The sequence below is a fragment of the Collinsella sp. AM10-26 genome, assembly GCF_003472525.1.
In the GTDB taxonomy this organism is placed as follows: domain Bacteria; phylum Actinomycetota; class Coriobacteriia; order Coriobacteriales; family Coriobacteriaceae; genus Collinsella.
In genome coordinates, this window is sequence record NZ_QRMC01000002.1 from 176529 (window position 1) to 196295 (window position 19767).

Consider the following 19767-nt stretch of genomic DNA (forward strand, 5'->3'; position numbering starts at 1 on the left):
AAGCGGGTCCGCAGCTCAAAAAGATGCGCTACAGGCGCTCACGAACCGCCTCGACGACGTTGGCCAGATCGACCAGTACCTCGTCATGGCTCTCCATGTCGCGCACCTTGACCTTGCCGGCGGCAAGCTCGTCGCCGCCCAGGACCAGGATGAGCTTGGCGCCCACCTTATCGGCCTGCTTAAACTGGGCCTTGAGCGAACGGCCCTGATAGTCGGCCTCGGTCACGATGCCTGCGGCGCGAAGCTCCTGCGTAATGGCAAAGACGTTCTGGCGCAGCTCCTTGCCGGCGTTGGCGACATAAACACACGGGGCCTCATCGGCACCCAGGTCGCTGCCAAAGGCCTGCAAGGCCAGCAGGGCGCGCTCAAAACCGACGGCGAAGCCGACGCCGGCCGTAGGCTTGCCGCCCTCGAGCTCGACCAGGCCGTCGTAGCGGCCGCCGCCGCCGATGGAGCCGACGCCGGCGCCAGGGGCCTCGACCTCAAAGACGGTACGGGTGTAGTAGTCCAGGCCGCGCACCAAGGTGGGATCCTCGACATACTCGATACCGGCGGCATCCAGATAGCGCTTGACCTGCTCGTAGTGCTCGCGGCACTCGTCGCACAGGTTGTCACCCATCAGCGGGGCCTCGGCCATGATCTCGCGGCAATGGTCGTTCTTGCAGTCGAAGGCACGCAGCGGGTTGAGCTCGGCGCGCTCACGGCACTCATCGCACATCTCGTCGGCGTGATCGAGGATGAACTGCTTAACCTGCTCGCGGTAAGCCGGACGGCACTGGGCGTCACCCATCGAGTTGATGAGCAGACGAAGCTTGGAAAGATCGAAGCCCAGGCGCTTGTAGAACTCCATGAGCATGATGATGCACTCGGCGTCTGCCGCCGGATCGGGAGCGCCGAGCCACTCGATGCCCACCTGGTGGAACTGGCGCAGGCGACCCTTCTGGGGACGCTCGCCACGGAACATGGCCTCGGCGTAGTACGCCTTAAACGGCGTGGAGCCCTGGGGCACCAGATTGTTCTCGACGACGGCGCGCACCACGCCGGCCGTGCCCTCGGGGCGAAGTGCCAGGCGCTGCTTGGGCTTGAGTTTGGTGTCGGTGCCCTCGGTAAAGACGCGCTCCAGATTGGCACCGCTGAACACGCGGAACATTTCCTTGCGCACGACGTCGGTCGACTGGCCGATACCGTGGACAAACACATCCACCTGCTCGATCGCGGGCGTCTCGATGGGTTTAAAACCAAACGGCTCGAACACGCCGGCCGCAGTCTGCTGCATCTTTTGCCAGGCGCGCATCTCGGCGCCGATAAGGTCGCGGGTTCCCTCCGCCTTCTGTGCCTGCATGGGCAAACACCTTTCTTTTGTATCGCGTCATAGGTAGTGGTCATTATACGGCACAAACACAAACAGCGGCGGCGCATCTGACCGAACGAGGGTATGGGGACTCGTTCGGCCAGATGCGCCGCCGCGGTGTGCAATCTGCAATCCTTCCGCCTCTTCGGATCACAAAATCCGTTGGACGGAAAGACTTCGGGTCATCTCTTGAGCCCGTGGCTACATGGGAAACCGAATGACGGTACGAGCATCCATTCGGCTTCCAAGGCAGCCACGGACAAAACGGGGCAAAGAGCTACGAGCGACGTCGTCCCTACTCCCCCGCCACGCTCGCGCGCAGCTTGGCGGCGATAGGCTCCGAGGCCAGCAGGAATACGAGCATGACCACAGAACACACCAGGCACACGATCCAGGTGCTCGCAAAGGAGCCCGTGGCATCGAACAGCACACCCGAGACGATAGCGCCTACGGTGCCGCCGACCATCTCGAGCGAGGTAATGGTGCCCGTGACCTTGCCGAGGTCGGCCATGCCAAACTGCTTGGACGCGGCGATCGTGGGCGTTGGAGATGGTGTACTGCGCAAGGGAAATGCCCAGGTCGCTGACGATGAGCGGCTGGAACAGGCTCATGCAGTTGACGAAAATTGTGTAGCACGTGGCCATGATCACAAAGCCGGAGGCCACCACGAGCCAGCCAGGGAAGAATTTACGTTGCTGAGACATGGATTACTCCTTGTGGTCCGCAATGTATCCGAGAGCGACGGCGGCATAAGCCGCGGCGCCGAGGGGAAGCTCGGCATCGTTAAAGCGCGCCTTGGGATGATGCTGGGCAAAATGCTCGTCCGTGTCGGTTACGGCCGCGCCCACCGTAAAGTACGCACTTGGGATCTCGCTCGAGATAAGCGCGAAGTCCTCACTCGCCATGGCATGGAACAGCGGCAAGAAGGCGGCCTTGGGCAGCACTGCGCCCACGTAACCAAGCGACGCCTGAGTCATATCGCTGTCGAGTACGAGCGGGGGAACATCCGAGAGTGTCTCGATAGTCGCCGGCGTACGATATGTTGCGGCAACGCCGTTGACGACCTCGGCGATGCGGGTCTTGAGGTGCTCTATGAGCTCAACGTCGAAGCCGCGCAGCGTGCCTTCCAGCACGCAGGTATCTGGGATGACGTTGGCAGCCTGACCGCCGGCGAACTTACCCACGGTAAGTGCGACCTCCTTGGCCGCCGGCACCTCGCGGGAGATAAGCTCCTGGAGCGCCAGGTGCACATGCACGCCCGCCGTGATGGGGTCGATGCAAATCTCGGGGCTCGAGCCGTGACCACCCTTGCCCTGGAGCGTGATGCGAAAACCGTATACACCCGAAAGTGCAGGGCTGCCATAGAGCACCAGGCCAAGCGGCGACTGGCTGTTAACGTGCATGGCAAAGGCCGCCTGAGGACGCGGGTTCTGCAGCAGGCCATCGGCGATGGCAGCACGGGCGCCCTCAAAGGTCTCCTCGCCCGGCTGGAACAGCAACTTAACCGTGGCGTTGGCATCAACAAGCTCTGCCTCGCGGGCCTTGAGCAGGCGCGCCGCACCAAGCAGCGCCGTCGCGTGCATATCGTGGCCACAAGCGTGCATGCAGCCGTTGGTGGAAGCGAAAGGCTCGCCCGATTCCTCGGCAACGGGCAGGGCATCCATGTCGCCGCGAAGCATGATAACCGTACCGGACTGCCCGTCCGCGCACGCACCATTACCCTGAGCAGCCGCGGCCGCACCGGCACCGATCAGGCCAACAACACAGGAGCCGTCGACAAGCGTGGTATAGGGAATGTCCATCTCGTCCAGACGTGCCTGGATATAGGCAGACGTCTGCGGAAGATTGTTACCGAGCTCGGGCATCTGATGGAGATCGTGGCGCCATGCGGCAAGCTCACCGGCAAATGCCTGGGCTTCTTTGACCAGGCCATCGTCGATAGCGGTCTGCGCCGCTGTGGTAGCCTGAGGCGCTGGTTGCGGTTGAAGATCGGACAGAGCTGGTGCCATAGATGCCCTCCAGTAACGTTTTTGCAGCACGCACTTTGACAGCATAAAGTGCAAGGCACAACTGTAAGGGCATGACACAAAAAATGCCGCCCTGGAAGGGCGGCGCAACAAGTTGTTTACAATTGCGGGCGAGATTTTCGGCGCAAGAAATCGAAATGCGTCTCGCTCAAGATAATCGACAAAAAGATGAGCGCAAAGCCGGCAAGCAGGCGCGAGGTGAGCGCCTCCCCCATCAGCAGCACCGAGAACAGCACGCCCGAGGGGGACTCCATCGAAAGAAGCAGCGAGCCCGTCGAGGCGGGGACATGCGCCAGACCGACGTTTTGGACGAGCAGGGCCACGCACGTACAACCCACCGAGAGAAAGGCCACCACGCCGATAAAGCTCGGCGTCCACACGGACAGAGGCGCCTGAGTCTCGAATAGTAGCGACGTGATTAAGCTCAAAACGCCATTGCCCACAAACATCCAAAACGTGATGACGTTGATATCCATCTTGCGGCCATACTTGGCGGTCACCGCCATCTGGATAGCAAAGAAGACCGCGCCGCCCAACGTGATGACATCTCCGGCATTGAACTCGACGCTATCGAGTGCCACCAGGCCAATGCCCGCCAGGCACAGCAATGCGGCGCCCAAGTTGTAACGGGTAAGCTTTTCTCCGCCCAGGACATAGCTCGCAAACGGCACGAGGATGCAATAGGTACCCGTCAAAAATGCACTCTTGCCCGCCGTGGTCTGTGCCAAGCCAATCGTCTGCAAACCGTACGCGCCCCACATAAGTGCGCCCATACCAAGCCCGACGATAAGGTTGCGAGCATTAAAGTGCGCGATGATTCGTTTGTGGAAAATGGCAAACATAACCAGTGATGCCGGGAGAAAGCGAACGTAGACCAGCTCGAACACCGGAACGGTATCGAGCGCATCTTTCATGGTGGTAAAGGAATAGCCCCAGATGACCGCCACCGAAAACAGCAAGGCCTTCCAGAAGAACGGAGAACGCGCTCCGGCGCCACGGGAGGTGCCGCCGGCGCCCAGGTCCTCCCGTGCGACAGGGCTATCGGGCATGTTTTCGATTTCATCAACGGCATTCTGGGCCATAGGGCATCCTCGCGCTCAGTCTGGGCGTGGTGTCCGCACGCGCGTGACCGCGTGCCGCCTCATGGTCAAATAAAAACAGGGCGCACCGGACCCCCGGCACGCCCCGCTACTGTAGCAACAACCAGTGCCGCATCGCAATCCAGCCCACTAAAGCGTTTTGTTCCGCCGTTCTACCGAACGGCGGACCGGCCGACGCGGCGCGAGCCGCATTCACGCCAATCTGACGTTCAATTTCAAGGGCGCGACCAGAAGGTCAGCGCCCTTTCATTTCACGTCACCTTGGCGCAAATGCGGCTCGCTCGCTGGCATAAGCGCTGCATCAGCGTTAACGTTGCTGTGCTAGATAAGCTTTGTTGATTCCAGCTTTTCGATGATCCAGTCGTTGGCTTTGATGACCGGGCGGCGGAAGACGACGCCCAGTGCCAGCGACGGAATCAGATAGCTCGCCAGAATGCCTAGCTCAATCCAGTACTCCATATGGTAGGCACCGGCCATGGCGGCATGCATGGCGTTGATGCCGTGAGTAAACGGCAGGAACGGATAGATCGCCTGGAACACGGGACCGGTCATCTCGATGGGGAACGTGCCGCCCGAACCGCCGACCTGCATGACCAGCAGCACGACGGCGAGCGCCTTGCCGATATCGCCAAACGAAACCGTAAGCGTGTAGACGATATTGGAGAACACGAGACTCGCGATCCAGCCCGCCAGCACAAACTGCAGCGGGTTGTCGCACTGGATTCCAAAGAACAAGATATCGCCGGCGCACACGAGCGTCGCCTGCAGCAAGGCCAAGCCGCCAAAGAACAAGTAGCGGCCCAAATAGATCTCGTGCAGGCGTACGGGGACGAGCTCGTTGATAAGCTCATCGTCGACCGAGACCTTCATCATGGCTGCCAGCACAATCGAACCCACCCACAGCGACAGAATCGTATAGAACGGCGCCATGGCCGAACCGTAGTTGCGAATCGGGTAGACCGGCTTGCGGTCGAGCGCGACGGGGCCGGAAAGCGACGCGGCGAGGCCCTCGGGGTCGTTGCCGATCATCGTCTTGATCGTGGCTAGATCATCAGACATAAGGGCACCGTCGAGCTCGTCCTTAAACGCGCCGATCTTGTCCGACGCCTCGCCCAGCTGATCGGAAGCCTTGTTGACCAGCTTTGCAGCCTTGGAGAGGCCCTTTGACAGCGAACCGGATGCGTCGGTCAGGCCGTCTACGGCGCTATCCAGATCGCCCGAGATGCCATCGAGCGAGTCTAGAATGCCCGAGACGGTCTTCTTGAGCTCCTTGGCCTTAACCGAGAACGTGGAATCGTAATCGGATTTGGCGCCCGCGATGCCGGCCTTGGCATCGGCGATGGCCTGGTCGACCTTGTCACGCGAGCTGGTGACCTTGGCCATGCTGTCGGAGAGAGACTCCTCGGTCGCCGTCAGGTCCTCCGCATTGTTGCGGTACTCCATGGCAATTCTGCCCAGCGACGTCGCGGCGGACTTGAGGCCGTCCTTCAAATTCTCATCGCTCACCTGGTCGGCAAGCCTGCGGAGTTGATCGGCCATCGCATCGATATCGTCGGCACGTTTATTGAGTGACTTAGCGCCATCCTTGAGCTGAGACACCGTAAGTTTGACATGTCGGTTCACAGCATCGAATGCATTTGCGAGCTCGGTGGATACGTTATCGAACGAACCCGCGCTCCCATCAATAGCGGCATCGATCGCATCGCTGGCGGACTTGAGCGCTTGCTCGGAATCGGCAATACCGCTCTCGGCATGCCGCATGAGCTGCTTCACCGACTCCTCGGTCGATCCGGACTGCTTGAGCATACCGCTCGCCGACGTCAGCGAATCGGACGTGGAGCTCAAAATGCCCGCAAGCGACGTTGCGCTGGCCTGAACGCCCTGCAGGTCCTGGACCGAATCGCCGAGCGTCGAGGACAGGTTGGCGATAAAGTTGCTCACCTGGTCGGTGCTCATGTAATCGAGCAGGCTGGACACCGTCTTAAGACCGATGCTCGTAATGGTCTCGGTAAAAGTTTCGTTAACCTGGCTTTGAACGGCGCTCGAACCCTTCTCGGTCACGATCTGCGCGATGGCGTTGGCCTTCTGGTTCTCGTAAAACTCGATATCGGCGTGCTTCACCTCAGTCGAGAAAAGCGTCATCATGTCGGCGCTAAACGTTTTAGGGATAACGACGGCAGCGTAGTACGCGCCCGACTTAACGCCCTCGATCGCCTTATCGCGGTCGTTGAGGACAACCCAGTCGAAGTTCTCGTTGCCGCGCAGGGTGGCGGTTACGTTTTCGCCCACGTTGACCTCGACGGGAATCAGATCGCTCTCGTAGCCCTCGTCGGTGTTGACCACGGCAATCTTAAGATTGCCGGTGTTGCCGTACGGATCCCAGCTGCCGGCGATGTTAAACCACGCGTACAGACACGGCACGATAATGAGACCCATCACGACAATCAAGCCGATCACGGAGCGAGACACGTTTTGGACATCGCGCTTAAACAGATGCAGGATGTTCTTCATTTATGCCTCACCTCCTTTGGAGTGCTTGCCAAGCGGGGTGGTGTCCCCGTCGTTTCCGTTTACGTTGTCAACGCCGTCGGCATCTTGAGCCTTACGATGCGCACCGATATGCGGCAGACGGCTCGTGGGCTGTTCGCTGTCCTTGGTGCCCCGCTCGCTGGCGTTGAGACCAAACATGCGACGGGCGGCGGGGATGGCAGCCGTGTGCTCGCGCATCTCGCGGCGAAGGTCCTCGTCCGAAAGCGCCGAGATACGCATCTGGGTATTGAGGCTCGCGCGGATGTACTCGATGTTGATGAGCCAGCCACAGATGGCGATAACCGAAATGATCCAGATAACGAGCAGGATGATCTTGCCGTTATTGTCGATATCGAGCACCGTCGACAGGACAAAGAGCAGGACCTGCACGCCTACCACGGCGGCAAAACCGCCCTTGATGTAGTACGGGTAGCGATGCTCAAACGCCACGGCATGATCGAGCAGCTCGCGACGGTACGAATCCGAATCGAGCATGACGCGCATGGCCGTGCGCAGCGAATAGCGCTGGCGCGGCAGGTCGTTGGACTCGCAGATCATGAGGCCCGTCGTGGAAAGCTGCTTATCAAAGAGCAGATTGAGGTTGAGCAGCAACGGGCGCAGCTGCAGACCGATAAAGAGCGCCACGATCAAGAACACGCCCAGAATGCACAGGTTAAACAGGTAGTTGAACGAATACATGCCGCCGACGGTCTCGCGCAGCAGGTTGATGCCATAGGTGAAGGGCAGCAGCGGGTGCAGCCACTGGAAGAAGCCGGGCATCATCTCGATGGGATACATGCCCGACGAGCCGGGGATCTGCACAATGACGAGGATGACGCCAATGGCTTTGCCGATATGCTTAAAGGTGGTGGACAGCGCATAGATGATGTTGACGTAGGTGAACGAGATAGCGATGCCGCCCAGCACAAAGAGCAGCGGATTGACGCACTGAACGCCAATGACCAGATCGCCCACCGTAACGATGATGGCCTGGAACGCGCCCAGGATTACCAGGAGCAACCAGCGACCAAAGTAGCCCTGACGCGCGGTAAAGCTGCCGATGCCTTCACGGTCAACCTCGAGCTTGTAGATAGCGATAAGCACGTAGCCGCCCACCCACAGTGCCAGATTGGTGTAGAAAGGAGCAATGCCCGAGCCGAAGCTCTTGACCGGATAGATTGACTTGGACGTCAGCTCAACCGGAGATGCCATGAAATCTGCCACGTCATCGACGTCGACGTCCATGAGGTCGGCCAACTCGCCCATAGACTCAGAGGTCTGCAGCGCCGCAATGTCATTGGCGGCGGTCGCGAGCTTGTCCTGAACCTTGGCAAGCGAGGCATCGGTCTGGGACAGCGTGGTCTTGGCCTGACCGAGCGTAGCGTTGAGTTGCGAAAGTGTACCGCGCGCACTTGCAATAGCAGGCGTGAGGCCAGATACGATTCCCGTCAGATCACCCGAGACGGAAGCAAAGGAATCGAGTGCACTCGAAGCCTTCGGCAGCGCGTTCTGCCCCAGATCCGTCTGAGCCTGATTCATGTTGGTCGTACCGGTTTTGATCGCAATGTTGATAGCATCGCTGGCGACCGAAACAGCCGTAGCGTCATTCTCAATATCGTTTAACTGAGCGGAGAGATTATTCTTGACGGCCTGAAGGCTCTCATTTTGCCCTCGAAGCATATCAACCGCAGACGCGATCAGCTTATTAACTTCTTCCGAGCCCGTCGGCGCACTGTCAGCCAGCCCCTGCAGATGGTCGATAAGAATCTTGTTATGGTCGATCGTCGCCTGAAGCGATTTGAGCGAGTTGTCGATGCGGGTGGTTGTGGACGTCAAGGCACCCGTCATCTTTCCGACTGCGGTGTTCGCAGAAGCCGATGTCTTGCTCAACGCGGCGCTGCCCTCCGAGAGCGCCTTGGAAAGCGAGGTGATGGACTTGCCAGCCGTGGTGCGAGCTTCGCCCAGCAGATCATTACCCTGAGCGATTGCCTGCGTTAGCGAAGGCGCCTGTCCCTGCAGGCCCGCCAACGCAGCATCGGCCGAAGCAATCGAGCTGCTTGTCTTATCGATGGCGGCATTCATGTCGCCAATCGAACCACGCACCTCGCCCAAGGTATCGGATGCTTCGGACACCGAACTTGCCAGCGAATCCTGGGTCTGGGTTGCCTTGTCCTTTAAATCGACTCCGGCATCCTTGGCAATACCGGCAACGGTCTCGCCTGCCGTGGAGACAAATTCCGAGTTGATCTGCTCCTCGATGGTGCTTGCACCGGTGTCGGTAACCTTCGGCGCAATAGCGCTCTTCTTCTCATTGACGTAGTACGTAAGCTTGGGCTGATGGTAGTTGCCGTCGAGCATCGAAACCAGGTTATCCGAGAAGTTCTTGGGGATTACGATGGCCGCATAGTACTTACCGCTCTCGACGCCCTCTTTGGCATCGGCCGCCGAATCGACGAAGGTCCAGCCCAGCCGATCGTTCTCCTTGAGCTGATCGACGACCTTATCGCCCGCGTTGAGCTCGCCCACTAAGTCGTTTTGGGTGCCCTGATCGTTGTTGGCGATGGCAATCTTGATACCCTGGGTGTTTCCGTACGGATCCCAGTTGGCAACGATGTTGTACCAGGCATACAGCGAGGGAATAACGCACACGCCGAAGGTAACCACCAGGGCGACGGGGTTCACGATCAATCGCTTGATGTCGCGTTTAAAGATTGCAAAGGAAACCTTTGCATCGGATAGTTTGCTGCCGAGACTCACGCTTGGACCATCCATCCTGTCGTTGAATCGAATCGTACTATCGATAACCATTGTACGAAGGCGTTTTAACGTCTCGATGCACAATGGTATTGAGTTTTGCGGGTAGCAATATACTACGAAGATGAGTTAACGTACAGTTGTACAGTATCTTAAATTTCAGCAGGTCACAAAACCACAACCCGCACAAATTAGCAATCCGATTAGTCGTTAGGAACGTTCTTAAACTAGTCATTGGGGACGTTCTTAAACGACCAGTCAAACAAGGACGTCCCCAATGACTAGTTTGGACCACGGTAACGTCGATGTTTTGGCAATGCCAGCGAGCGGGCACCAGAGCGAACAAATTGGCATGAAAAGAGGACGGCATAGACCTTCTGGTCATGCCGTCCTCTTTGAATGACAAGTTGTCGCTCTGGTGCCCGCGCAGCGTCGACCGGTCCGCCGTTCGTTAGAACGGCGGACCTGAGGGCAGCGTCGAGCCGTTACGCCGTTCGGTAGAACGGCGTAACTAAGTTACATCAGGTCGCAGACAGCTGCGGCGAAGGCCACGGGGTCCTCGGGCAGAATGCCCTCGACCAGCAGGGCCTGATCGTAGAGCAGACCGGAGTACTGCTTGATCTTGTCGGCATCGCCTGCCTTCTGAGCAGCAACGAGCTTGGCAAAGACCGGGTGCTTGGCGTTGAGCTCGAGCACGCGCTGGCTCTTGGGCATGCCGTCGGGCGCGCCCTCGGGACCCTTCTGGAGCACCTTCTCCATCTCGAGCGAAAGCGGGCCCTCGGTGGTAATGCACGCGGGGGCATCGGTCAGGCGCGCAGAAACGGCAACCTTCTCGACCTTGTCGCCGAGTGCCTCCTTCATAGCGCCAAAGAGGTCCTCGTTCTCCTTGGTAGCGTCCTCGGCCTCCTTCTTCTCATCCTCGGTTGCCAAGTCAAGATCGCCGGTAGCGACGTTCTTGAGCTCCAGGTGACGATCCTCGACCTCGGGCTCGGCACCGTCGGCAACGGCCTTCTCGGCAGCCTCGCGAGCAGCATCGTCCTCATAGATCTTGGGCATATCGCGCGCCACGTACTCACGCATGGCCTGGAACGTGAACTCGTCCACATCCTGCGTCAGCAGCAGCACGTCATAGCCGCGGTCGAGCACGCCCTTTACCACGGGCATCTTGGCCAAGCGCTCACGCGAGTCGCCGGCGGCGTAGTAGATGGCCTTCTGATCCTCGGGCATGCCCTTGGCATACTCGGCCAGGGTAATCATCTTCTGTTCCTTGGCAGACCAGAACAGCAACAGGTCGGCGAGCTCATCGGCCTTCATGCCATAGCTCGAGTAGATGCCGTACTTAAGACCGCGGCCAAAGTTTTCGAAGAACTTCTCGTAGGCCTCGCGGTCGTTGTCGCGCATATCCTCAAGGTCGGCGGTGATCTTCTTCTCGACACGCTTGGCGATGGCCTTGAGTTGACGGTTCTGCTGCAGTGTCTCACGCGAGATGTTGAGCGACACGTCGGCAGAATCCACAACGCCACGGACAAAGTTGTAGTAGTCGGGCAGCAGGTCGTCGCACTTCTCCATAATCAGCACGTTGGAGCTGTAGAGCGCCAGGCCCTTCTCGTAGTCCTTGCTGTACAGATCGAACGGGGCGCGGCCCGGCACAAACAGCAGGGCGTCGTACTCGAGCGTACCCTCGGCATGGAAGCTGATAGTGCGTGCCGGATCGTCAAAGTCGTGGAACGTGGACTTGTAGAACTCGTTGTAATCCTTCTGCTCAACGTCGGAGCTGCGCTTTTTCCAGATCGGCGTCATGGAGTTGACGGTCTCGAGCTCCTGGTAGTCCTCGTACTCGGGCTTATAATCGTCGCCAGCATCCTCGGGCTTGGGCTTCTGGCGGCTCTTGGACACCATCATCTGGATCGGGTAACGCACATAGTTGCTGTACTGCTGAATCAGGCTCTTGAGGCCCCACTCGGTCAGGAAGCGATCGTAGGTCTCGGCCTCGCCGTCGGCGTCGAGCTTCTCGTTCTCGCGCAGCGTCAGGACGACATCGGTACCGTGCTCGGCGCGCTCGCCGTCTTCGATTGTGTAACCCTCAAGACCATCAGACTCCCACACGTGAGCGGTGTCCTCGCCATAGGCGCGGCTGACCACCTTCACATGGCTGGCAACCATAAAGGCAGAGTAGAAGCCCACGCCAAACTGACCGATGATATCGACATCCGAACCCTGCTGCTCGGCGTTCTCGGTCTTAAACTCCTCGGAGCCGGAATGGGCGATGGTGCCCAGATTGCGCTCGAGCTCCTCGGCGGTCATGCCAATGCCGTTATCCGAGATGGTAATGGTGCGGGCATCTTTATCAAAGGAGACGCGAATAGCCAAGTCGCCCTGGTCGAGCTTGACGCTCGGATCCTGCAGGCTCTTAAAGTTGAGCTTGTCAACGGCGTCGCTCGCGTTAGAGATAAGCTCGCGCAGGAAGATTTCCTTATTGGTGTAGATGGAGTTGATCATGAGGTCGAGCAGTTTTTTGCTCTCGGTCTTAAATTGACGCATGTGCAGTCCTTTCGCGCTACCCCCGTCCGCAAAAACGGCCCGGTTGCCCGAGCCGCATCGCAGACCTGCTATGTTCAGACTTAGATTTTATAACCCATTAGCGCGCATATATACACACGGTATCGAAAAACTGTATGTCCGAGCGTTCCAATGCGCCAATTGCCAAGGAGTGTCCCCAACTGCCGGCAGAAAAGGAACGTCCCTATCTGCCATCTACGCGCTTGGCCATCCAGACATGGGGCTGGCCCTCGTCTTCGTAATCTACCGGGACAATTTGCGTGTAGCCCGCCTTTGCATAGAGCGGCAACACGTATTCCTGCGCATGCAGCTTAATAAGCTTAGCGCCGGCATCGCGTGCACACGAAGCACTGGCCTCGACGATCGCACTCGCCAGTCCGCGACGACGCATAGCCGGCAGCACGGCGACGCGCCCCATAATGTAGGTCTCCCCCGCCGAAACGCCTTCGTCCATGTCGCATGCCGGCAACACCGGGGCCTCTGCGTCAGCCACGCGCTCAAGCTCTTCGGGAAACACGCGCGAGCAACCGGCAAGCTCGCCGTCTACATAGAGCGTCACATGAATGCAGTTCTGATCCTCGTCGATAGCGTCGAACTCATTCTCGTAGCCCTGCTCGTCCATAAAAACGACGCGGCGCACCAACGCCGCGTCATCAAAGCATCCCGTCTTAAGTTGGATATCCATGGCTGCCCTTTTATTCAATGCGAACGTTAGGGACAGATATTAGCGAAAATGAGCTCCGCGCACACTAAACTTCGCGCGAGCCTTCGCCAGGCAGTCGTAATGACCCACGTTATGGGCATCGCTCGCGATGAAGCTGTACAGGTTCTGATCGAACAGGCGCTGTGCCGGCTTTTTCTCGCGACCAAAGCGACCGCCGGCAATAAAGTCCGCCGAAGCCTGCAGCTTGCAGCCCATATCGACCAGACGCTCCGCCACGCTTACATCCTTTTGAACCGCACGATAGCGCTCAGGATGAGCGATGATCACCTGGTAGCCACGGCACTGCAAATCGTAAATCGTGTTCTCGTACTCTCTAAACGCATACGCATCGGCATGCGTCGAAAGTTCGAGCAGAAACTCGTTGGTCCCATCGAAATGCAAGTGCTCCGCGGCATCGATACCAAGCTCAACGAGCTTTCGATGGTTGACCTCGAAGCCCATCTGGAGCGGAAAACCGTCAGCGTTATCACGCAGCAGCTCAAAGGCATCCCACATCTTGTCGTAATCAAAATAGGGATCACGGCAGTGAGGAGTGCAAACGATTCTGGTTACACCGGCCCGCTTGGCAGCCTCGAGCATCGCCAAGCTCTCATCGAGATCGGCGGCGCCGTCGTCTACACCCGGCAAGATATGGCAATGAATGTCACGCATAGGTCAGCCTTAATCAACTAAACGTTTGCTCGGTTGGTGAAGATGCCCTTTTTGGAAGTCCCCTGATCGTCGGAGCCCTTCTTCACCTTCTTACCGTCCTTGGTGTAGTAGGAGTAGTAGTACTCGCTGGTCTCGGTCTCGCAGTAGTTCATAACGGTACCGATGAGCTTGACCTTCTCGGACTTCTTAAGCTGACCGATGGCGTTGAGCGCCTCCTCGCGCTTGGTGAAATCCTCACGCACGACAAAAAGCGCACCGTCGGTCAGACTTGCGATCTCGGCAGCATCGATGAAGGTGCCGACCGGGGGAGCATCGAAGATGACGTACTGGAACTTGGAGGACAGTGCCTTTACCAGCTTGGCAAAGCGGTGAGAGACGATGATGTCGGCAGGATTGGGAATATGCGGCTCGGCATCGAGGAAGTAGAAGTTCTTCTGACCCGTCTCGACAATCGCCTGGTCAATAGAAACCTGCTCGGAAAGGACTGCATAGAGTCCGCCGCGGGAGCGGACGCCGAGCATATCGGCAAGGGACCTGCGGCGCATATCGGCCTCGACCAGCAGGACGCTCTTGCCGCTGGTGGCGATAGCCTGGGCAAGGTTGATGGAAACCGTAGACTTGCCCTCGTTGGGAATCGAGGAGGTAACGGTGATGGTGCGAATGGGGTCGTCCACGCTCGCAAAGCGGATGTTGGCCAGAAGGGTCTTGGCGGCATTCTGTACAACGAGCTTATCGGTGTTCTTTGCCTTAGCCATGCCTATTTACCACCTTTCATAGCCGGAATTCGGCCAACAACGGGAATGCCCAGGAGCTCTTCTGCCTCTTCAGCACCGCGGATGCGGGTGTTGAGCATGTCTGCCAAAACGACATAGGCAACTGCGATAAAGATACCGGCGAGGAACGCGACGGCAATATACAGCGCGCGCTTGGGGCCACTGGGGGCTTCGGGGGTCTTAGCCTCGTCGATAACGTTGATGCTCTGGGCAGCGCCGACGTTCTGAGCGACCGTACTCACCGAGCTGGCCATGGCCTTTGCGACCTCAGCCGTCTCCTTGGCATCGGTGCCGGTAACCGAAAGCGTAATGACACGCGTGGTGGTCTCGGAGGAAACAGACACCTTGTAGTCATCCAGATCGGTGAGGCCCAGTTCCTTGGCGGCGCCGCTCTTAACGCTATCGCTATCCAGCAGCGTGGCGATATCGTTGGAAAGCATCTGGCTCGCCGAGAGATCGTTGTAGCTCATCTGACCGCTATCGTCGGTCTTAGCGAGAATGTACATGCTCGTCGTCGCGGTGTAGGTGTTGTCCATCGCAACGAAGGACACGATGCCCATGGCGATCGCGCAGACCACCGGAAGGGTGATGACCAGCTTGAGGTGCTTCTTCAGCAGCTGGAACAGTTCGAGAAGGGTCATGCAGCTTGCCTTTCATTTCCCCAGTTCGGATTGACAAAACTGTCCGTATGTTATCGCATCTTTTTACCGAGACCAAACTCTATACATAAGAAACAGGCTCTCCTGTAAAAATGTCGGAAGCAATCGTAAAATTGCACAACAACGCCGCACCCGAAAGTCAAATGCGGCGTCTACATCATTATCTATGTTGTATCGCTATGCGAATGGCTCGTCCTGCTGTATGGGAAACGTCACCGTAATGGTGGTTCCCACGCCCAACGCGCTCGACAGATCGAGCGTGGCGTGATGATACAGGGCCGCATGCTTGACAATGGCAAGCCCCAGACCGGTTCCGCCGCGTGCCTTGGACCTACTCTTGTCCACGCGATAGAACCGCTCAAATACCTTGCCCTGTTCTTCAGGCGCGATACCGATTCCCGTGTCGACGACCGCGAGAAACGGATGGCCTTCGTCGTTGGTGCCGCACTGCAGCGTAACCGTACCGCCGGGTCGATTGTAGCGGATGGCGTTGCTTGCCAGATTATAGATGAGCTCGTCAATCAAGCGCGACACGCCTTCGACGACCACGGGCTTGGTCTCATGACTTATCGTCACATTCGCCTGACGGGCGACCTGTTCAAGACGCTGCTCAACCGCGTAGATGGCACGCGAGAGCTCAATAGGCTCCGTGGACCCAATGGGCACCGCCTCGCCCTCAGTTGCACGCTCGGCCTCGTCCAAGTTAGACAGCGTAAGGATGTCGTTGACAAGCGCTGCCAAGCGGCCCGCCTCACGATAGATGCGACCGCCAAAGTTGCGCAGGTCGTCCTCGCCCTCGACCATGCCGTTTGCGATGAGCTCGGCATAGCCCGAAATCGCCGTAAGCGGCGTCTTGAGCTCATGGGTGATATTCGCCGTGAACTCGCGGCGCATACGGTCGTTGTCCGCTAGCACCGCCATTTGGCGCTTGAGTTCCTGGCGCTGCGACTCGATACGCTCAAGCATGGGGACCATCTCGGCATAGGCGTGCTCATAGCTACGGCGCGGGTGGTCCAAATCCACCTCTTGCAACGGCGCGATGATGGCACGGGACTCGCGGCGCGCCATGAAAAACGAGAGTACCGCACCCGCTGCTGCGATAAGCAGCATCGGCGCCACCATCGACAGCAAAATCGCCGCAACGCCAGGCTGGGCCTGCGCCAAGCGGACAACCTGGCCGTTATCAAGGGCGACGGCGCGATACAGCATAATCTCGTCGAGCGTAGAGCTTGCGCGCTCCGCGGAACCCAAACCACTCTCAAAGGCCTCGATGACCTCGGGGCGATCGCCATGGTTGGGCAGTGTGGAAGGCGATGCCTCGTTGTCGTAGGCAACCGATCCATCCTTGTTAATCAGCGTGATGCGCAAGTCCTCGCGATCGAGGCTACGCAAGAACGGGATGGGCTCCTGCTGCTCGTCGAGGGCGGCAGCAATGAGCTCGGTTTCCTGCGCTAGATTGGCACTCGTGGCATCCGCCAAGGTGTTTTGCAAAAAAAACGCACCCAGCACCGTAAACGCCACGATAACCGCCATGGCGCAGACAAAGATCGTCACAAAAACGCGGTGCGACAGCGTTTGTTTTCCCTGGGGGGCGAAGACCACGGGTTACTCCTCCGATGCGGTGGCCGCGGTGTCGTCACCTTCGGCACCATCACCGGCAGAAGGCTCGGCCAAGCGGTAGCCCACGCCGCGCACGGTCTCGATGGCGCTGGCATGCTCGCCCAGTTTTTGGCGAAGCGTCTGCACGTGCACGTCAACGGTGCGCGAACCGCCGTCGAAGTCCCAGCCCCACACGCTCTGCAGCAACGACTCGCGGGTAAAGACCACGCCAGGCTTGCGCATGAGATACTCAAGCAGGTCGAACTCGCGCAGGGTAAGCTTAAGCGGCTCGCCGGCAACGGTCACCTCGCGATGGCTGGGCGAGAGCACGATGTCGCCCACACTGAGCACATCGCTCGCCTGCTTGACCATGCCGCCGCGACGCAGCAGTGCGCGGCAACGGCTCGCAAGCTCCATGAGCGAAAACGGCTTAGTCAGGTAATCGTCGGCACCGCCATCGAGCGCCATCACCTTGTCGAGCTCGGTGTCCTTGGCGGTAAGCATCATGATGGGCACCGTCGCCGTCAGGCGGTCGGCACGCAGGCGACGCATAATTGCCAGGCCATCGGTATCGGGCAGCATGATGTCGAGCAGGACAGCATCGGGCACCCGTCGCGCCACAGCAGCCTTAAACTCGCCATCGCACGAAAAGCCCTCGGCCTCGATCCCCTGCTTGCGCAGCGCATAGACCGTCAAATCCCTGATGTTGTCATCGTCCTCGACGTAATAGATCATGTTGAACCCCTTTGCGGCCGACATGACCGCATCTTAACCCTAAAGGTACCTTTACGAGATGGTATCAGCCAAAACGTCCCGTCAAATAATCCGCTGTGCGCGGGTCGGTCGGATTTTTGAAGAGCTGAGCGGTGGGCGCGTGCTCCACCAGCTCGCCCAGCAAGAAAAACGCGACCGAGTCGGAGATGCGCGCCGCCTGCTGCATATTGTGCGTAACGACCACCAACGTGCAGGTCTCCTTGAGCTCGCAGGCAAGCTGCTCCACCACCAGCGTCGACACGGGATCGAGGGCGCTCGTGGGCTCGTCCATCAGCAAGATGTCGGGTTGCACGGCAAGCGCACGGGCGATGCACAGGCGCTGCTGCTGTCCGCCCGAAAGGCCCAGCCCCGACTCCTTGAGCTTGTCCTTGACCTCATCCCACAGAGCGGCTCGACGAAGAGAATCCTCGACCAGCTCATCCAGCACGGCGCGATCGCGCACGCCCATGCCACGGGGGCCGTACGCGACGTTGTCGTAAATACTCATGGGAAACGGGTTAGGGCGCTGGAACACCATGCCCACGCGCTGGCGCAGGCGGCAGATGTCGTAGTCGCCCAGGATATCCTGGCCATCGAGCGCGATCTTGCCCTCGATGCGACAGTCCTTGATGCCGTCGTTCATGCGGTTAAAGCAACGTAGCAGCGTCGACTTGCCGCAGCCCGAAGGACCGATAAACGAGGTGATCTGCTTGTCGCGGATCTTGATGGACACGTCCTTGAGTGCGCGGTGGTCGCCATAGAACAAATCGAGGCCCTCGACGTCGATGCGCGTCGGCGAGGCGGCAAGGTCCTGCGCCGTGGGGCGCGTCGCGTCTCCGACTTCGCGCTCGTGCGCAGCCTCGGCTCGCGCTTCCATGAGTTCTTCAAGCTCCGTGGGCTCCACAGCCGCAGCAGCCGTCATACCGCATACCTCCATATCGATATCAATCCAGCAGTATCGATAGTAGGAATCGCGGCTCATACGCACGTGAGCGCATTGTCAAGTGTTTGTAAGGGCGCCTACGCTACGCGGCGGGCAGCTCGATGGTAAAAACGGTATGCTCGGGCGTCGATTCGCACGCGATGGTACCGCCATGCGCGCATACAATCTCCTTGGCGATGGCGAGACCCAGCCCAGCGCCGCCGCGATTGGTCGCACGCGCCGCATCCAGGCGATAGAACTTCTCAAAGATCACCTTGAGCTTTGGCTCAGGGATCGGATCGCCCTGGTTTATAAATCGTACGCGCACGCCGCCGTTACCCAAACGTCTGGCCTCAATCGTGATCATCGAGCCTTCATAGCTATAGGCAACAGCGTTTTTCATGATGTTGTTGAATACGCGAGCCATCTTGTCGCCGTCCACGAGCACCGTCAGATCCTCGCAGATATCAACCTGGGCTTCTTTATGCTGTTCGCTGAGAATGGGATAGAACTCGTCGGCCACCTGCGCCAGTAAGAGCCCCAAATCGACGTAGCTGCGGGTGAGCACGATATCGTGGAAATCAAAGCGCGTGATGTCGAAGAACTCCTCGATGAGCGCATCGAGCCGGTGGGCCTTGTCGATTGCCACGCCCGTAAAACGCGCGCGCTGCTCAAGCGGCAAATCGGGGGCCTCCTGCAAGAGCGAAAGGTAGCCCACCACGCTGGCGAGCGGCGTGCGCAGGTCGTGCGCCAGGTACGTCACCAGGTCATCTTTGCGGTGGGATTCGTCACGCAGGGCTTGTTGAACCCTGCGCTCGCAATCGCGCGCCCGGTTGAGCGCACCCTCGGCCTCGAGGAAGTCGCCGTCAATGTTGTCCCATGTGTCGGGGTTATCGATCAGACGGTCCTGAATGCGGGCGGCAATCACGCGGTCTGCGTGCAGCTCGCCCTGCTCGTAACCCTGGTAGTACAGGGCGCGTCCGCAGAAGAACAGGACGCACACGGCAAGCGCCAGCACAAATCCAAGCATGTTGAACACAAAGCCGGCGTCAAAGAATACGGGCTCGCCAATACCGCCAAGCGCCATGGACCCGATCGCCAACGTAATTGTCCACGCAGCGCCGCCGATCACCACACAGCGACGAACGATTTCGAATCGATCAATCAGCAAAATGCCAATGAGTAGAACTGCCAGGATGCCAACGATATTGTCAATGCCGATGAGCAGCAGACTCAGCAAAAAGAGCAGCACCGTCGCTAACGCACGGTTGTCAACGACCGCCCTTACGTATTCAAAGAGTCGATCGGGCACCTCGAATGCCCGCCTATCGTCTTTTGTCATATCTACTCCCCCACCATCAAAGGC

15 protein-coding genes are annotated in these 19767 nt (G+C 58.9%); all 15 read right to left on the reverse strand.

What is annotated here, in order from left to right; all coding sequences use genetic code 11:
• Positions 1-28: 28 nt before the first annotated feature.
• Positions 29-1342, reverse strand: coding sequence for a histidine--tRNA ligase (gene hisS / locus DW123_RS02365; RefSeq protein WP_118273084.1), 1314 nt, complete (start codon positions 1340-1342; stop codon positions 29-31).
• A 304-nt stretch (positions 1343-1646) separates the two neighbouring features.
• Positions 1647-1862, reverse strand: coding sequence for a hypothetical protein (locus DW123_RS02370; RefSeq protein WP_117734683.1), 216 nt, complete (start codon positions 1860-1862; stop codon positions 1647-1649).
• Positions 1863-2058: 196 nt separating this feature from the next.
• Positions 2059-3360, reverse strand: coding sequence for a M20 family metallopeptidase (locus DW123_RS02375; RefSeq protein ID WP_199568406.1), 1302 nt, complete (start codon positions 3358-3360; stop codon positions 2059-2061).
• Between the two features lie 116 nt (positions 3361-3476).
• Positions 3477-4460 carry a DMT family transporter gene (locus DW123_RS02380; RefSeq protein ID WP_117734685.1) on the reverse strand — a complete coding sequence of 328 codons (984 nt, stop codon included), beginning with the start codon at positions 4458-4460 and terminating at the stop codon, positions 3477-3479.
• A gap of 339 nt (positions 4461-4799) precedes the next feature.
• Positions 4800-6989 carry a YhgE/Pip domain-containing protein gene (locus tag DW123_RS02385; RefSeq protein WP_118273085.1) on the reverse strand — a complete coding sequence of 730 codons (2190 nt, stop codon included), beginning with the start codon at positions 6987-6989 and terminating at the stop codon, positions 4800-4802.
• Entirely contained in the window at positions 6990-9764 is a 2775-nt protein-coding gene (locus DW123_RS02390; protein ID WP_233540112.1) for a YhgE/Pip domain-containing protein, read from the reverse strand.
• A 513-nt stretch (positions 9765-10277) separates the two neighbouring features.
• A complete protein-coding gene (htpG, locus tag DW123_RS02395) occupies positions 10278-12302 on the reverse strand; it encodes a molecular chaperone HtpG (RefSeq protein WP_117734688.1) in 2025 nt (674 codons plus the stop codon).
• A 202-nt stretch (positions 12303-12504) separates the two neighbouring features.
• Positions 12505-13005, reverse strand: coding sequence for a GNAT family N-acetyltransferase (locus DW123_RS02400; protein ID WP_117743164.1), 501 nt, complete (start codon positions 13003-13005; stop codon positions 12505-12507).
• A 39-nt stretch (positions 13006-13044) separates the two neighbouring features.
• Positions 13045-13695, reverse strand: coding sequence for a tyrosine-protein phosphatase (locus DW123_RS02405; protein WP_022094060.1), 651 nt, complete (start codon positions 13693-13695; stop codon positions 13045-13047).
• Positions 13696-13712: 17 nt separating this feature from the next.
• Positions 13713-14450: a CpsD/CapB family tyrosine-protein kinase gene (locus DW123_RS02410; protein ID WP_117763582.1), complete on the reverse strand. Its 738-nt coding sequence runs from the start codon at positions 14448-14450 to the stop codon at positions 13713-13715.
• A 2-nt stretch (positions 14451-14452) separates the two neighbouring features.
• On the reverse strand, positions 14453-15109 hold the full coding sequence (locus DW123_RS02415; protein ID WP_118273087.1) for a YveK family protein: 657 nt from the start codon (positions 15107-15109) through the stop codon (positions 14453-14455).
• A gap of 195 nt (positions 15110-15304) precedes the next feature.
• Positions 15305-16729: a cell wall metabolism sensor histidine kinase WalK gene (locus DW123_RS02420; protein WP_117763580.1), complete on the reverse strand. Its 1425-nt coding sequence runs from the start codon at positions 16727-16729 to the stop codon at positions 15305-15307.
• Between the two features lie 3 nt (positions 16730-16732).
• Positions 16733-17461 carry a response regulator transcription factor gene (locus DW123_RS02425; RefSeq protein WP_089572665.1) on the reverse strand — a complete coding sequence of 243 codons (729 nt, stop codon included), beginning with the start codon at positions 17459-17461 and terminating at the stop codon, positions 16733-16735.
• Positions 17462-17525: 64 nt separating this feature from the next.
• Positions 17526-18401 carry a phosphate ABC transporter ATP-binding protein PstB gene (gene pstB, locus DW123_RS02430; RefSeq protein WP_117734741.1) on the reverse strand — a complete coding sequence of 292 codons (876 nt, stop codon included), beginning with the start codon at positions 18399-18401 and terminating at the stop codon, positions 17526-17528.
• Positions 18402-18504: 103 nt separating this feature from the next.
• Positions 18505-19743, reverse strand: a complete 1239-nt coding sequence (locus DW123_RS02435) for a sensor histidine kinase KdpD (protein WP_118273088.1) — start codon at positions 19741-19743, stop codon at positions 18505-18507.
• Positions 19744-19767: the final 24 nt, after the last annotated feature.

Coding starts and splice junctions, on each gene's coding strand:
- hisS (WP_118273084.1), bottom strand. CDS start 1,342: ATGCAGGCACAGAAGGCGGAGGGAACCCGCGACCTTATCGGCGCCGAG.
- DW123_RS02370 (WP_117734683.1), bottom strand. CDS start 1,862: ATGGCCGACCTCGGCAAGGTCACGGGCACCATTACCTCGCTCGAGATG.
- DW123_RS02375 (WP_199568406.1), bottom strand. CDS start 3,360: ATGGCACCAGCTCTGTCCGATCTTCAACCGCAACCAGCGCCTCAGGCT.
- DW123_RS02380 (WP_117734685.1), bottom strand. CDS start 4,460: ATGGCCCAGAATGCCGTTGATGAAATCGAAAACATGCCCGATAGCCCT.
- DW123_RS02385 (WP_118273085.1), bottom strand. CDS start 6,989: ATGAAGAACATCCTGCATCTGTTTAAGCGCGATGTCCAAAACGTGTCT.
- htpG (WP_117734688.1), bottom strand. CDS start 12,302: ATGCGTCAATTTAAGACCGAGAGCAAAAAACTGCTCGACCTCATGATC.
- DW123_RS02400 (WP_117743164.1), bottom strand. CDS start 13,005: ATGGATATCCAACTTAAGACGGGATGCTTTGATGACGCGGCGTTGGTG.
- DW123_RS02405 (WP_022094060.1), bottom strand. CDS start 13,695: ATGCGTGACATTCATTGCCATATCTTGCCGGGTGTAGACGACGGCGCC.
- DW123_RS02410 (WP_117763582.1), bottom strand. CDS start 14,450: ATGGCTAAGGCAAAGAACACCGATAAGCTCGTTGTACAGAATGCCGCC.
- DW123_RS02415 (WP_118273087.1), bottom strand. CDS start 15,109: ATGACCCTTCTCGAACTGTTCCAGCTGCTGAAGAAGCACCTCAAGCTG.
- DW123_RS02425 (WP_089572665.1), bottom strand. CDS start 17,461: ATGATCTATTACGTCGAGGACGATGACAACATCAGGGATTTGACGGTC.
- pstB (WP_117734741.1), bottom strand. CDS start 18,401: ATGACGGCTGCTGCGGCTGTGGAGCCCACGGAGCTTGAAGAACTCATG.
- DW123_RS02435 (WP_118273088.1), bottom strand. CDS start 19,743: ATGACAAAAGACGATAGGCGGGCATTCGAGGTGCCCGATCGACTCTTT.